The organism is Flavobacterium sp. LHD-80, from assembly GCF_030929605.1.
Taxonomy (GTDB): domain Bacteria; phylum Bacteroidota; class Bacteroidia; order Flavobacteriales; family Flavobacteriaceae; genus Flavobacterium.
This window is the reverse complement of record NZ_JAVFVS010000005.1, coordinates 587,026-602,266: the sequence shown is the minus strand read 5'-3', so window position 1 is coordinate 602,266 and position 15,241 is coordinate 587,026. Positions and strand designations below refer to the sequence as shown.

Below are 15,241 nucleotides of genomic sequence, written 5' to 3'. Positions count from 1 at the left end.
CGTTTATAGCGTTAGTTTTTTGTTGATATCTTCGACAAATTTTTTGAATTGTTTGTCTGTAGAAACTAAATTGTCAACAGTTTTACAAGCGTGTAAAACGGTAGCGTGATCGCGATCTCCAATTTGTGAGCCAATGTTTGCTAAAGAAGCTTTAGTGAATTTCTTTGCAAAAAACATGGCCAATTGTCTCGCCTGTACAACATGCCTCTTTCGAGTTTTAGATTGAAGTGTTTCAATATCTAATTGGAAATAATCTGAAACGATTTTTTGAATATAATCGATAGAGATTTCTCTCTTTACGTTTTTAACAAATTTCTCTACAACACTTTTTGCTAACTCAATAGTAACTTCTTTTTTGTTGAAAGATGACTGAGCGATTAACGAAATGATCGCACCTTCAAGTTCACGAACGTTAGTTTTGATATTGCGAGCAACATATTCAAGAATATCTTCTGGCATTTCAACACCGTCGCGGTACAAAATGTTTTTTAAGATTGAAATACGAGTTTCGTAATCAGGCTGGTGTAATTCAGCAGAAAGCCCCCATTTGAATCGTGACAATAAACGCTGTTCGATATCTTGCATATCAACTGGCGCTTTGTCTGATGTTAAGATTACCTGTTTTCCGTTTTGGTGCAGGTAATTGAAGATGTGGAAGAAAACGTCCTGAGTTCCAGATTTTCCAGATAAAAACTGAACGTCGTCAATAATTAAAACGTCGATTAATTGATAAAAGTGAATGAAATCATTACGATTATTCTTTTTTACAGAATCAATATATTGTTGTGTGAAAATTTCGGCTGAAATATATAAAACCGTTTTTTCAGGATATTTATCTTTTACTTCAACACCAATAGCGTGTGCTAAGTGTGTTTTACCTAAACCAACTCCTCCAAAAATCAATAAAGGGTTAAATGAAGTTCCTCCAGGTTTATTGGCAACAGCCATACCTGCAGAACGAGCCAAACGGTTTGAATCTCCTTCAAGGAAATTGTCAAAACTGTAATTTGGATTTAACTGCGATTCAATTTTTAAATTTCTAATTCCTGGAATTACAAACGGATTTTTAAGCTCTGGATTTAAGTTTTTAAACGGAGCGTCAACCTCTTGCGGTTTCATAGGTACTCTGTTAGAACTTGGAAGCTGCTCAGTAAATGGCTGTTTGTTGCCATAAGTGTTCTCCATTTTAATTTTATAGAGTAACTTTGCGTTTTTTCCCAGTTCTTTGGTAAGCGCAACTTTCAATAATTTAACGTAATGTTCTTCTAACCATTCGTAGAAAAATTTACTAGGTACCTGAATATATAATGCGTTGTCGGTTAGCTCAACTGATTTGATTGGTTCGAACCAAGTTTTGTATGCTTGATCTTGAATATTGTCTTTTATAAAGGACAAACAGTTTTCCCATACCGATTGAGCAGTTTTAGTCATAGATTCAGATAAGTTTTTTATTATTGATAAAGATTCTCCTAATAAAAAAGGAGCAAAATTTTTCCGTATTTCGGGATAACAAATATGTGAACAAATTTCTGTAAAAAAAAATATTTTGGTATCTAATTTTATAAAAAAATGTTGTAAGTAAACTTTTTGAAGTTAATCTTTTTTAATCTGTAAATAATGAAAAATCATCAAACGCAAGTGCGTGTCCGTTACTCCGAAACTGATCAAATGGGAGTTGTTTATCACGGAAATTATGTGCCATATTTTGAGATCGGACGCGTGGAATGGCTTAGAAATAAAGGGATTTCGTATGCAAGTATGGAAGAAAGCGGGATTGGCCTGCCAATTGTTTCGATGCAAATAAATTATAAAAAATCGGCGCGTTACGATGAACTTCTTACAATTCATACAACCTTCAAAAGTCAGTCTTCTGTTAAGATTGAATTCGACTGTGAGATCTTTAACGAAGCGGGTGAGTTATTAACAACAGCTGTGTTTATTTTAGTATTTATTTCGTTAAAAACAGGCCGCCCAACAGCGCCTCCAGATTACATTTTGGAATTATTTAAAACACTGGTATAATTGTTAAAATCAGGTAGGTTTTAATGTTAATTTATATAATTTTAATGTCTATTTCAAACATTAAATCAAAAATGTCGAATATAGATTCGGCATTTTTTTTTCGCGTTTTTATAATTATTTTGCCAATTGGGAGCCCGGAATTTTCATTAAATTCCATTTCTTGAGAAGTGATTTCCAGTTTTTTTTCTTTAATAACCCGCATTACTTTGTTCATGTTTTTATAATCAAAAGAAATTAAAAAATGAACGTCGATTGTTTTTTCAACAATTTCGCAAACTTCAAGCGTCATTTGTGCGGTTGTTCGATAAGCAGTAATCAAACCGCCAACACCTAATTTTACACCACCAAAAATACGAACTACGACTACAAGAATATTCGTTAAACCAAAAGACTGAATTTGGCCATAAATTGGTGCGCCGGCAGTATTGCTGGGTTCGCCGTCGTCATTTGCTCTATAAGATATTTTTGGAGCTGTTCCTAATTGATAAGCGTAGCAGTAATGAACAGCATGCGGATGCAGTTTTTTTAGATTTTCAATAATTGGTTTTACTTCATCTTCGCTTTCAATAGGAAATGCGTAGCCAAAGAATTTGCTTCCTTTTTCTTTAAAAAGAATCTCTTCAGATTCAGATGCAATGGTTTGATAAGTATCAGGATATTCCATAAATTATGGCTAAAATTTTTCTCTCGCAGATTTTGCAGATCATGCAGATTCGTTTTTATAAGAAATTCAAAATATCAGCTTTATCCGCAAAATCTGCGAGAAGAAAATATTTATAGTATTTTTTTATCAAATAAATCCACAACATCTTCTTTTCCTACTTGCAGATTCCAGACTTTAATTCCCAAAGTTGCGGCACTGTTTGTGTTTTCTGTTTTGTCATCAATAAACAAAGTGTTTTCCGGAACTAAATTGTGTTTGTCAAGTAAGACTTGATATATTTTTGGGTCTGGTTTTCTCAATCCCATTTCAAAAGAAAAATAAACTTTTTCAAAACAGTTATAGAAATCGGTATAAAAAGTTTTACCTACTGTTTTTTCAAAAGTGGCAATATGAATAGCATCTGTATTACTTAAAAGAAACAAACGGTATTTTTTTGAAAGTTCTTTTAAGAATTCTAATCGATAAGAAGGAAAATCGGCTAAAACGGCATTCCAAGCTTCCAGAATTTCTTCAATTGAAGCATTTGGAAGTTCTTTTTGAAATCCGCCTAAAAAATCTTCATACGAAACATCGCCAGTTTCATATAATAAATTCAAACGATCCATTTTTGAATTCCATTCGGTCATGCCTAATTTTTGCAATCCTGAAATAGTTCCTTGTTTGTTTAAATTGATGAAAATATCGCCAAAGTCAAAAATTATCGTATCAATCATGGTTTGTAATATAAAGTAATTCGTCGTTTAGAATACTGGTTTTGATGGTGCTTTTCTTTTGGATAATTGGTGCTTTTATGCCTTTTTCAAAATGAGTTGCGCCAATGAAAATTCGAGCTTCATCCCATAAATCTTGGTCAATAAAAGATTGCAAAGTTTGTCTTCCGCCTTCAATAATTATAGACTGAATTTGATGCTGATGCAAAACGTTTAAAATTTGAGGAATCAAATTCTCATTAAAATCGATTTTTTCAAAAATGGTATTTTCAGTTGAAGAACTATTCTCGTCTTTTGAAAATACAATTGTTTTTACACTATCGTCAAAAACACAACTGTCTTTTGAAATTCGGTTATTTTGATCTAAAACCACTCTCACCGGATTATTTCCTGACCAATCTCTAGTGTTTAATTTCGGATTATCGTCGATAACGGTTTGGGTTCCTACAAGAATAGCCTGTTCTTCACTTCTCCATTTGTGAACCAATTGTCTCGAATATTGATTGGTAATCCAAACCGGTTTGCGTTCCTTATCGCGCTCTTTTTCAGGCGCTAAAAAACCGTCTTGACTTTCGGCCCATTTCAGTATTATATAAGGTCTCTTTTTTTGATGAAAAGTAAAAAAGCGTTTGTTGAGTTCGTTGCATTCGTCTTCAAGAATGCCAACAGTAACATTTGTGCCGTTTTCAATTAATTTTTTAATTCCTCTTCCGGCCACTTTTTCATTTGGATCAACAGTTCCAACAACGACATTCGGAATTTTATTTGCAATGATCAAATCACAGCAAGGGGGCGTTTTTCCAAAATGAGAGCAAGGCTCTAAGCTAACATAAATTGTAGCATTTTTTAAAAGTGATTTATCTTTTACAGATTGAACAGCATTTACTTCGGCATGTGGTTCGCCAGCTTTTTTATGCCAGCCTTCGCCAATGATTTTGTCTTCATAAACAATTACACTGCCCACCATCGGGTTTGGATAAGTTGTTCCAAAACCATTCTGAGCAAGTTCTATACAGCGTTTTATGTATTTCTCATGTATATTCACTGTGCAAAAGTAGTTATTTTTGACTTTAGACTCAATAGTTATTAGGATTGTTGGGAAACTATCGAAAAAGTATTTTTACTTTTGTAAATATTACAAGAATAAAGAATTATGAAAAATTGCATAATCAGAGCAATTCAAAAAGAAGACAATAAAGCAGTTGCTCAATTAATACGTTCTGTTTTTGATGAAATGGAAATCCCAAAAGTAGGTACCGCATATGCTGATCCGTATCTTGATTTAATGTTTGAAGAATACAACAAACCAAAATCAGCATATTTTGTCGTTGAAAATGAAGGTGAAATTGTGGGTTGTTGTGGTATTGCCCCTTTAGATAATGGTGCTCCAGAAATTTGCGAACTGCAAAAAATGTATTTTTTGCCAAAGACGCGTGGGTTAGGAATTGGAAGCCAAATGATGGAAAAATGCCTGAATGAAGCAAGGGATTTTGGCTTTGAAAAATGCTATATTGAAACAATGCCATTTATGCATGATGCTCAAAAATTATATAAAAAATCAGGTTTTGAATATTTAGATGCTCCGTTGGGATGTACTGGGCATAATTCTTGCCCGGTTTGGATGTTGAAAGTTTTGTAGAATCTTGTAACAGATTAGATTTTCCGATACTTATTTGAAAGAAAAATCAGCTTTTGCTGAATAAAAAATACTCAGACACCAAAAATGAAAATTAAACAATACCGCACTCAGTTTATAAAAGAATTATCGCCTTTTTATGATGCATATGAAGCGGAGAGTTTTTTCTATTTAATTTTAGAAGATAAACATAGATTGCGCCAGATTGATTTGGCTTTAAATCACGAACTGAATTTTTCTGAAAAAGATTTTGTAGTCTGGGATTCCTTCTTAAATCAGCTTAAAAAAGAAGTTCCAATTCAGTATTTGTTGGGAAAAACCAGTTTTTACGGATTGGATTTTGAGGTAAATGAAAACGTTTTGATTCCTAGGCCAGAAACGGAAGAATTGGTGGAATGGATTATCAACGAAAATAAAAAAACGGACAAATCTAAAGAAATCAAAATTTTAGATATTGGAACCGGAAGTGGCTGTATTGCTATTTCGTTGGCTAAAAATCTGCCAAATGCAAAAGTTTATGCAATTGATGTTTCTAAAAAAGCATTGGATACAGCAAAAAGAAATGCCATAAACAATAATGTCGAGGTTACTTTTATGCTGAAGAATATATTAGAATTGGAAATTTTGAAATCTGATTATGATATCATTGTTTCAAATCCGCCTTATGTTCGAAATTTAGAAAAAGCTGAAATCAAAAAGAATGTTCTGGATTTTGAACCGCATTTGGCTCTATTTGTTGATGACAACGATGCTTTGATTTTTTACAGGAAAATCGCCGAATTAGCTCAGAAAAACCTCTTAGAAAACGGACAATTATATTTTGAAATTAATCAGTATCTGGGGAAAGAAACCAAGGAAATGCTTGAAAAACTAAATTTCAAAAATATTGAACTTCGAAAAGATATTTATGATAATGATCGAATGATAAAAACGAATATTTAAGAGTGTTCAGTGTTCAGGTTTTTAGTATTCAGCAAAAGCTAAAACTGATCACTAAAAACCTGAATACTGAACACTAAAAGAACTATTCATAACGCAAAGCCTCAATCGGGTCTAATTTTGAAGCTTTTATCGCCGGATACAATCCTGAAACTATCGCCACTGTAAAACTAGTACCAAAAGCGGCAAAAATAGCGCTCCACGGAATAACAAAGGCAAAATTCATTGCAGTTGCAATCGCAAAACCAAGCAGAATTCCTATTACAATTCCGACCAATCCTCCAATTTGTCCAATAAGCAAAGTTTCGATAAAAAACTGAACAGATATAGTTGATTTTGTTGCGCCTAAAGCTTTTCGTACTCCAATTTCGCGTGTGCGCTCTGTAACCGAAACAATCATAATATTCATTAATGCGATTGACGATCCCAGAATTGTGATAATCGAAATAATCCAAGAAGCCCAACCTAAATATTGCGTGATTCCAAGAATACGGTTGATTAAATCATCGCTTCGGCCAATTCCAAAATTGTTGTCGCGAACCGGATTTAATTTACGAACTCGACGCATCACGCTGGTGGCATTATCGATTGCAGGATCTAAAAGTTCTTTTTTAGAAACCATAACGCTGACCGTATAATTGATGTTTGGTGCAGTAAATAAGGAACGCGCCACTTGAATTGGAATTAAAACACGTAAATCCTGACTGTTTCCAAAAGTCGATCCTTTTTCTTTTAAAACGCCAATTACTTTGAAACGCGCACCTCGAATAGAAATAATTTTATCAATTGGGTTTACATCTTTCAATAAACCTTTTTCAAAATCAGATCCTACAATGCAAGAATAGGTGTTATTATCAATATCAAATTGATTGAAAGAACGTCCTAAAGTAGTTTCAAGGCCTGAATTTGTGATAAAATGTTCATCGACACCTAAAATTTTTATTTCCGGATCTGTTTTTTCGCCTAAAAATTTAACTTCTGCTTTTGAAGTTGCGGTAAACGAAAGAGAGGTTTCGGTAAATGGATATTTGAATTTGTTTTTAAAAGCAACCGCTTCAGGATACGAAATAATTGGATTTATGATTTCGCGCTCGTTGCCACCGCGGTTTTTTAGATTGTTTTCGTATTGATTGATGTTGAATGTATTAGCGCCCATAGAGGCGAAATTGGTCGAAACAGTATTTTCTAAAGCCGTAACAACAGTCAAAATTCCAACCAAAGCGGTAATTCCGATAGCAATAATTAATACGGTAAGAATGGTTCGAAGAATTTGTGTTTTGATGGAACCAAAAGCAATTCGGATATTTTCTTTAAATAATTTTAGCATCATGACCAATTTGTCACGAAAATACGGTTTTTGTTACAAGTTTGTTTTCGAACTGTTATTATTTATTTTAAAAAGTAAGATATTTGCAGACTTATTTAAGTCGAAAGTTGGAAAGTCATAAAGTCATAAAGTCGAAAGTCTAAAGAACCAACAATCTGAAAGAAAATCTAAAAATAAATTAATTTTAAATGTTTTAGGTTTTAAGATTTCAAAAGAATCTAAAATCTAAAATCAGAAATCTAAAATAAAAAGAGATGGCTTCAAAACCAAGTATTCCAAAAGGAACCAGAGATTTTTCACCTGCTGAGGTGTCAAAACGTCAATATATTATTCAGACTATAAAAGCTAATTTCGAGAAATTTGGTTTCCAGCCAATCGAAACACCTTCGTTTGAAAATTCAGATACTTTAATGGGGAAATATGGAGAAGAAGGTGATCGCTTGATTTTTAAAATCCTGAATTCTGGAAACTTTTTTTATAACAAAAGCAAAATTGAATTGCCAGAATCAATTGAAGAATTACAATTAAATTCGGCTGAAAAAATTAGTTTAGAGCAAAGAATTGAATTGAATAAATTCACTGGAAAAATTTCTGAAAAAGCGTTGCGTTACGATTTGACAGTTCCGTTTGCAAGATACGTTGTACAGCACCAAAGCGAAATTGAATTCCCTTTTAAAAGATATCAGATTCAGCCAGTTTGGAGAGCTGACAATCCGCAAAAAGGGCGTTTCAGAGAGTTTTTTCAATGTGATGCTGATGTTGTGGGTTCAAAATCATTGTGGCAGGAAGTTGAATTAGTTCAATTGTACGATACGGTTTTTACAGCTTTAGGTTTAGAAGGTGTTACAATCAAAATCAATAACAGAAAAATATTATCTGGAATTGCCGAAGTTATTGGCGCTTCAGATAAATTAATTGATTTTACGGTTGCTCTCGATAAATTGGATAAAATTGGAGAGGACGGTGTAAAGAAAGAAATGATCGAAAAAGGAATTTCTGAAGAAGCTTTAGTAAAAGTGCAACCACTTTTTAGCTTCAGTGGAACTTTCGCAGATAAAATTAAGCAGCTTTCAGAATTATTGTCTTCATCTGAAGAAGGAATGAAAGGTGTAGAAGAATTGAAATTTATATGTGACAATGTTGCAGATTTAGGTTTGTCAACTGCAATTTTAGACTTGGATGTGACTTTGGCACGTGGTTTAAATTATTATACTGGAGCTATTTTTGAAGTTGGCGCTCCAAAAACCGTTGCAATGGGTTCTATTGGCGGTGGAGGAAGATACGACGATTTGACTGGTATTTTTGGTTTGAAAAATATGAGCGGTGTCGGAATCTCTTTTGGATTGGATCGAATTTATTTGGTTTTAGAAGAATTGCAATTGTTTCCAGAAACTGTTGCTGCGACTTCAAAAGCAATCTTTATCAATTACGGCGATAAAGAAGCTTTGTATGCGTCTAAAGCGATTCAGAAATTAAGACAAGAAAACATAAAAGTTGAATTGTATCCTGACAACGTAAAAGTGGGGAAACAGTTTCAATATGCTGATAAACGTTTGATTCCGTTTGCAGTAATTGCAGGTGACAACGAAATTGAGTCAAATACTTATTCGCTTAAAAATTTAGTGTCAGGGGAGCAGGTTTCTGTAGATTTTGACGGATTGAAAAAAGCTTTGTTGGCTTAACTGTCTGTAGTAAAGGTTTTTGCTTCGGATTGTGCGTGTTTAAAGGATTTTCTTTTAAAATCTCTGCCTAAAATAGTTGCTGGAGAAGAAAAAAAACTCTTAATTTGCCCACCTTAAGTTACGGGCGTAGTTCAAGGGTAGAATAGCGGTCTCCAAAACCGTTGATGGGGGTTCGAATCCCTCCGCCCGTGCAATAAACTATTTTTTTACCGCAAAGAACGCAAGGTTTTTTGTTTAAGAATACTTTCAAAAACACAAAGTTCGCAAAGCTATAGTAATACAAAGCTTTGCGAACTTTGTTTTTTTATAAAGCTTAATAGTAAAAAATCCTTGCGTTCTTTGCGTTAATTTTTTTCACTATTTCAGGTTTTGTCATGAATGCATTAGAGATGAATAAAGCATAAAAAAAAGCTTCGTCTTTATAAGGCGAAGCTTTTTTTAATATAAGGTAAATTTGAATTAATAATTATTTATGAGGCCTGAGCCAACCCTTAAATTCAATTTTGATAGGTAATAGATTTAATTATTTACGTCTCAAAGATAAAATAAACTATAACGTAATAGTCTTAAAATTATACTAAATTTTTTTAGGGTATATTTGGATTTTAAAAGGCTCATTTTTAATAAAGTGACAATTTGACATTTTAGAAGATTTGGCAGTACTTTTGCAATCCAACAAAAAGAATAAAAATGAAGTTTAAGAATATTTTTAAAAATAAAAGTAATATGACTACGGAAAATACAGAATTCGATCAGGAATTAGATGATGTAACGTTAGAGAACAATGCCAACGGTGAACAATTAATTGTTGAAGAATTAAGTGTTGAGGAGCAATTAGCTAAAGACTTGGCTCACGAAAAAGATAAGTTTTTGAGATTATTTGCTGAATTTGAAAATTACAAAAAAAGAACTTCAAAAGAGCGTCTTGAATTGTTTAAAACAGCAAACCAAGAAGTTTTGTTGGCTATGCTTCCAGTTTTAGATGATTTTGACAGAGCGACAGTTGAGATCAACAAGTCTGACGATGAAAATTTGAAAAAAGGTGTTGAATTGATTCACGAAAAATTAAAAAGCACTTTGGTTTCTAAAGGTTTAGAGCAAGTTGAAGTGAGAGCAGGTGATGCTTTTAATGCTGATTTTGCTGAGGCAATTACCCAAATTCCAGCTCCGTCTGACAAATTAAAAGGGAAAATTGTTGATGTTATTGAAAAAGGCTACAAATTAGGAGACAAAATTATTCGTTTCCCTAAAGTGGTAATCGGAAACTAAAATGCAAATAAAAATTTCAGTTCATTATTGGAATTTGGAATTTTAAAATTTGGAATTTAAACCTAATTATGAAAAAAGATTTTTACGAAATACTAGGCATTTCAAAAAATGCTGACGCTGCTGAAATTAAAAAAGCTTACCGAAAAAGTGCTTTAAAATACCACCCAGATAAAAATCCAGGCGACAAAGAGGCAGAAGAAAACTTTAAACTTGCGGCAGAAGCTTATGAAGTTTTAAGTGATCCACAGAAAAAAGCGAAATACGATCAGTACGGACATCAAGCATTTGATGGTTCTGGCGGATTTGGCGGTGGCCACGGTGGTATGAATATGGATGACATTTTCAGCCAGTTTGGTGACATTTTTGGTGGAGGATTTGGCGGTTTCGGTGGAGGCGGAGGCGGTCCACGTCGCGCTAAAGGAAGCAATCTTCGTATTAAAGTGAAATTGACTTTAGAAGAAATTGCAAATGGAGTTGAGAAAAAAGTAAAAGTAAAACGTAAAGTTCAGGCTAAAGGCGTGACATACAAAACTTGTTCGACTTGTAATGGTCAAGGTCAAGTAATGCGTGTTACAAACACCATTTTGGGAAGAATGCAATCTGCATCTACTTGCCCTACTTGTGGTGGTTCTGGACAAATTTTAGATAAAAAACCTTCTGAAGCAGATGGTCAAGGTATGGTGGTAGAAGACGAAACAGTTTCTATCAAAATTCCAGCCGGTGTTGTTGACGGTATGCAGTTAAAAGTTTCTAATAAAGGAAACGATGCGCCAGGAAATAGTATTCCAGGTGATTTGATTGTAGTTATTGAAGAAGTTGAGCACGAATTCTTAAAACGTGAAGGTGAAAACATTCACTTTGATTTATACATCAGTTTCCCAGAAGCGGTTTTAGGAGCTTCTAAAGATATTGAAGCAATCAACGGAAAAGTTCGTATTAAACTGGAAGAAGGCATTCAATCAGGAAAAATTTTAAGATTAAAAGGAAAAGGTATTCCAAGTATCAACGGTTATGGAAGCGGTGATTTATTGGTTCACGTAAATGTTTGGACACCAAAAACATTGAACAAAGAACAAAAACAATTCTTTGAAAATGCTTTAAACGACGAACATTTTGCTCCGAGTCCTGAAAAATCAGAAAAATCATTTTTTGAAAAAGTAAAAGATATGTTTTCATAAGCTACGCTTTTTTAGAAATGTTTAAATAAATATAAAACCCATTCTAACATAAATTTAGGATGGGTTTTTTGTGTATTAGTACTTAGATTCGCTGTGAATTATTTACTTTTACAGGCGCAAAGCCACAATGGTCAAATTGACGCAGAAAATCTAAAAAATCGCATGAGCAACTTACTCGAAGTACATAAAGTCGTAAAACAATACGGTGATTATGTAGCGCTTAACGAAGTTTCATTAAATGTGCCAAAAGGCAGCATTTATGGATTATTAGGTCCAAATGGAGCTGGAAAAACTTCCCTTATCCGAATCATCAATCAAATAACACTGCCAGACAGCGGTGAAGTAATTTTAGATGGAGAAAGACTGCAACCAAAACACGTGCAAACCATTGGATATCTTCCTGAGGAAAGAGGATTGTACAGTTCGATGAAAGTAGGCGAACAGTGTTTGTATCTGGCGCAAATGAAGGGACTTTCGAAAACCGAAGCTAAAAAACAATTGGATTATTGGTTTGATCGTTTGGGAATTCAAGGTTGGTGGAATAAAAAAATCCAAGAGCTTTCTAAAGGAATGGCTCAGAAAATTCAGTTTGTAGTTTGCGTTTTGCACAAACCAAAACTGCTGATTTTAGATGAACCTTTCTCAGGATTTGATCCTGTAAATGCGAATGTTATCAAAGATGAAATTCTGGCATTAAAAGAGCAAGGTTCAACTATTATTTTCTCTACTCACAGAATGGAAAGCGTTGAAGAGCTTTGTGAAAATATTGCTTTGATTCATAAATCAAATAAACTGATAGAAGGAAAAGTGGTCGATGTGAAACGTCAATTCAGAACAAACAGTTTTGAAGTTGGAATCTTGACTAGCAATGTTGAAGGTTTGATGTATGATATTACTCAGAAATTTACAGTTTCGCCAGCGAGTTTTAAATCGTTGAATGATGATTTGAAATTAAATATCCAAATAGGAAATGCTTCGCCAAATGAATTGCTACATCTTTTGACACAACGAGGACAAGTGACTCACTTTGTTGAAAAAATTCCAAGTATAAACGATATTTTTATTCAAACAGTTACTGAAAATAAAGTTTAGATTTCAGATTTTAGATTTTAGAGTGAAGGCCTAAAATCTAAAAATCTAAAGTCAACAATCTAAAATCTAAAATCAAGAAATGAGTATTATTTCATTAATTATAAAAAGAGAATTTATTGCCAAAGTCCGCAATAAATCTTTTGTGGTCATGACTTTTTTGAGTCCACTTTTGTTTGTTGCGATAGCTGTTTTTATTGGTTATTTGAGTTCAATGAAAGCTGATACAAAACGTATTGCCATTCATGATGAAACCGGATTATTTGCCAATGATTTTGTAAAACAAAACAAGAAAAATGGCGAATATAAATATTTGAATCTTTCTGAAATTGATGTAAAATCCTTAAAAGACAGTATTACAAAAGAGAATTTCAGCGGTTTGATTGTCATTCCGAAAACAAATAATTCAAAAGATTTAGAAAGTAAAATTGAATTTATTTCGAATAACAGTCCAAGTATTTCTTTTATAGAAAACACACAGGATATCATCGGAACAAAAATTACAAAGTTAAATCTTGAGGAAGCAAAACTAGATACTTTGGCAATCCAGAAAGCGCAATCAGAAGTTAATATTCATTTGGTAAAAGCTTCCGGAGAAGAGAGTCTAAAAGGTTTAAATGAAATTAAAATTGCAATAGGCGGTGCATTTGGTTATTTAATTATGATGTTCATTATCATCTACGGAAATATGGTAATGCGAAGCGTAATTGAAGAAAAAACAAACCGAATTATCGAAATCATTATTTCATCAGTAAAGCCATTTCAATTAATGATTGGTAAAATTGTCGGAACTTCATTGGCCGGAATTTTGCAATTTATTATTTGGGCTATTATTGGGTTGGGATTAATGTTTGCGGCTTCGGCTTTTTTTGGTGTAAATGTTGGGCCAACAGCAAGAATTTCACCAGAATTAATGCAATCAGCACAACATGAACTTTCAGGTTCAGCACAAATGTATATAGCTGAAATGTGGAATCTGCCAATTGCCAGTATTATAATAGGTTTCGTAGTTTATTTTATTGGAGGTTATTTTCTATACAGTTCATTTTATGCGGCAATTGGAGCAGCGGTTGATAATCAAACTGATTCACAGCAATTTCTTTTGCCAATATTAATGCCTTTAATTTTAAGTGTGTACATCGGATTTTTTACGGTTGTAAATGATCCACACGGAACTGTTGCCGTTGTATTTTCAATGATTCCGCTTACATCGCCAATTGTTATGTTAATGCGTATTCCGTTTGGCGTGCCGTGGTGGCAAATTGCAATTTCGGTATCATTATTGTTTGCTACCTTTTTCCTTGTCGTTTGGTTCGCTGCAAAAATTTACCGAGTAGGTATTTTAATGTACGGCAAAAAACCAACATGGAAGGAATTGTATAAATGGCTTAAATATTAATTTTAAAGGTGCTAAGGTGCTGAGATGCTAAGATATTAGCTTCAAAAAACTTAGAACCTTAGCATCTTAGAACCTCAGAACCTTAAAAAAATGAGTAAAATACTAATTATCGAAGACGAAGCAGCGATCAGAAGAGTTTTGGTAAAAATATTATCAGAAGAAAATGATTCGTATCAGGTTGATGAAGCTGAAGATGGCGTTGCAGGTCTGGACAAAATAAAAAACAACGATTACGATTTGGTTTTGTGTGATATCAAAATGCCAAAAATGGACGGTGTTGAGGTTTTAGAAGAAGTAAAAAAGATAAAACCAGAAATTCCGATGGTGATGATTTCCGGTCACGGCGATATGGAAACGGCAATTCATACGATGCGTTTGGGAGCTTTTGATTATATTTCAAAACCGCCAGATTTGAATCGTTTATTGAATACTGTTCGTAATGCTTTAGATAAAAAACAATTAGTTGTTGAGAATAAAATTCTGAAGAAAAAAGTTAGTAAAAATTACGAAATGATTGGTGACAGCGAATCGATTAATCATATTAAAGTGATGATTGATAAAGTCGCTCAAACCGAAGCCAGAGTTTTAATTACAGGTCCAAACGGAACTGGAAAAGAATTAGTAGCGCATCAATTACATGAAAAAAGCGAGCGTGCTAATTTTCCTTTAATTGAAGTAAACTGCGCGGCAATCCCGAGTGAATTAATCGAAAGTGAATTATTCGGGCACGTAAAAGGTGCTTTTACATCGGCAGTGAAAGATCGTGCAGGAAAGTTTGAAGCAGCTGATAAAGGAACTATTTTCTTAGATGAAATTGGCGACATGAGTCTTTCGGCGCAAGCCAAAGTTTTACGCGCGCTTCAGGAAAGCATGATTACCAGAGTGGGTGCCGATAAAGATATTAAAGTTGATGTTCGCGTTGTTGCTGCAACAAATAAAGATTTAAAAACAGAAATTGCCGAAGGCCGTTTCCGTGAAGATTTATACCATCGTTTGGCGGTTATTCTAATAAAAGTCCCGCCATTGAATGAAAGACGCGATGATATTCCGGCTTTGATCAGGCATTTTGCTGAGAAAATTGCTTCGGAACAAGGAAATGTAGTCAAAGTATTTTCGGCGCAAGCCATACAATTATTGCAGGAATACGATTGGACAGGAAACATTCGTGAACTTCGAAATGTTGTGGAAAGATTAATCATTTTAGGAGGAAACGAAATCTCTGAAAATGATGTGAAAATGTTCGCAAGCAAATAGGTGCTTCGCGCAATAAGCTTTAAGCTATAGGCTTTGGGCTTTTAAAACTAGATATTTAGCTTATAGCCTATT

The 15,241-nt window shown here is 33.7% G+C and carries 14 protein-coding genes and 1 tRNA gene; 10 read left to right on the top strand and 5 right to left on the bottom strand.

The features are described 5' to 3' along the window. Positions 1-3: 3 nt before the first annotated feature. Positions 4-1,431, bottom strand: coding sequence for a chromosomal replication initiator protein DnaA (dnaA, locus tag RB619_RS10655; protein ID WP_057116951.1), 1,428 nt, complete (start codon positions 1,429-1,431; stop codon positions 4-6). Between the two features lie 186 nt (positions 1,432-1,617). Here dnaA and RB619_RS10650 point away from each other — a divergent pair, with 186 nt between their 5' ends. Next, complete coding sequence (locus RB619_RS10650) at positions 1,618-2,022, top strand: thioesterase family protein (RefSeq protein ID WP_133524814.1); 405 nt, start codon at positions 1,618-1,620, stop codon at positions 2,020-2,022. Positions 2,023-2,053: 31 nt separating this feature from the next. Here the strand turns inward: RB619_RS10650 and RB619_RS10645 are convergent, their stop codons facing one another. The 3 genes from RB619_RS10645 to ribD form a co-directional block, all read right to left on the bottom strand. After that, positions 2,054-2,686 (bottom strand): YigZ family protein, encoded by a 633-nt coding sequence (locus RB619_RS10645; protein WP_308097155.1) that lies wholly within the window; start codon positions 2,684-2,686, stop codon positions 2,054-2,056. Between the two features lie 110 nt (positions 2,687-2,796). Beyond that, positions 2,797-3,399, bottom strand: a complete 603-nt coding sequence (locus RB619_RS10640) for an HAD family phosphatase (RefSeq protein ID WP_308097154.1) — start codon at positions 3,397-3,399, stop codon at positions 2,797-2,799. Next, positions 3,392-4,441: a bifunctional diaminohydroxyphosphoribosylaminopyrimidine deaminase/5-amino-6-(5-phosphoribosylamino)uracil reductase RibD gene (gene ribD, locus RB619_RS10635; protein ID WP_308097151.1), complete on the bottom strand. Its 1,050-nt coding sequence runs from the start codon at positions 4,439-4,441 to the stop codon at positions 3,392-3,394. Before ribD ends, RB619_RS10640 begins: the two co-directional genes overlap by 8 nt. Positions 4,442-4,549: 108 nt before the next feature. Between ribD and RB619_RS10630 the strand changes: the two genes are divergently transcribed. Together RB619_RS10630 and prmC are read left to right on the top strand one after the other, a co-directional pair. Beyond that, positions 4,550-5,035 (top strand): GNAT family N-acetyltransferase, encoded by a 486-nt coding sequence (locus RB619_RS10630; RefSeq protein WP_308097149.1) that lies wholly within the window; start codon positions 4,550-4,552, stop codon positions 5,033-5,035. A gap of 84 nt (positions 5,036-5,119) precedes the next feature. Beyond that, positions 5,120-5,974, top strand: a complete 855-nt coding sequence (prmC, locus tag RB619_RS10625; protein WP_308097147.1) for a peptide chain release factor N(5)-glutamine methyltransferase — start codon at positions 5,120-5,122, stop codon at positions 5,972-5,974. Between the two features lie 82 nt (positions 5,975-6,056). On the opposite strand, the gene RB619_RS10620 is transcribed toward prmC, so the two are convergent. Then, the gene (locus tag RB619_RS10620; protein ID WP_308097145.1) at positions 6,057-7,301 is read right to left on the bottom strand and encodes an ABC transporter permease; all 1,245 of its coding nucleotides are present in this window, start codon (positions 7,299-7,301) and stop codon (positions 6,057-6,059) included. Between the two features lie 251 nt (positions 7,302-7,552). On the opposite strand from RB619_RS10620, the gene hisS reads away from it, so the two are divergent. From hisS to RB619_RS10585, 7 genes are all read left to right on the top strand, one after another. Beyond that, positions 7,553-8,980 carry a histidine--tRNA ligase gene (gene hisS / locus RB619_RS10615; protein WP_308097143.1) on the top strand — a complete coding sequence of 476 codons (1,428 nt, stop codon included), beginning with the start codon at positions 7,553-7,555 and terminating at the stop codon, positions 8,978-8,980. Positions 8,981-9,100: 120 nt separating this feature from the next. Further along, positions 9,101-9,171, top strand: a tRNA-Trp gene (locus tag RB619_RS10610). 499 nt (positions 9,172-9,670) lie between these two features. Continuing rightward, positions 9,671-10,249: a nucleotide exchange factor GrpE gene (locus RB619_RS10605; RefSeq protein WP_308097141.1), complete on the top strand. Its 579-nt coding sequence runs from the start codon at positions 9,671-9,673 to the stop codon at positions 10,247-10,249. Between the two features lie 68 nt (positions 10,250-10,317). After that, complete coding sequence (gene dnaJ / locus RB619_RS10600) at positions 10,318-11,427, top strand: molecular chaperone DnaJ (RefSeq protein WP_308097139.1); 1,110 nt, start codon at positions 10,318-10,320, stop codon at positions 11,425-11,427. Between the two features lie 162 nt (positions 11,428-11,589). After that, on the top strand, positions 11,590-12,519 hold the full coding sequence (locus tag RB619_RS10595; RefSeq protein ID WP_308097137.1) for an ATP-binding cassette domain-containing protein: 930 nt from the start codon (positions 11,590-11,592) through the stop codon (positions 12,517-12,519). Between the two features lie 79 nt (positions 12,520-12,598). Next, positions 12,599-13,915, top strand: coding sequence for an ABC transporter permease (locus tag RB619_RS10590; RefSeq protein WP_308097135.1), 1,317 nt, complete (start codon positions 12,599-12,601; stop codon positions 13,913-13,915). A 90-nt stretch (positions 13,916-14,005) separates the two neighbouring features. Next, on the top strand, positions 14,006-15,169 hold the full coding sequence (locus RB619_RS10585; protein WP_308097133.1) for a sigma-54 dependent transcriptional regulator: 1,164 nt from the start codon (positions 14,006-14,008) through the stop codon (positions 15,167-15,169). Positions 15,170-15,241 lie beyond the last annotated feature (72 nt).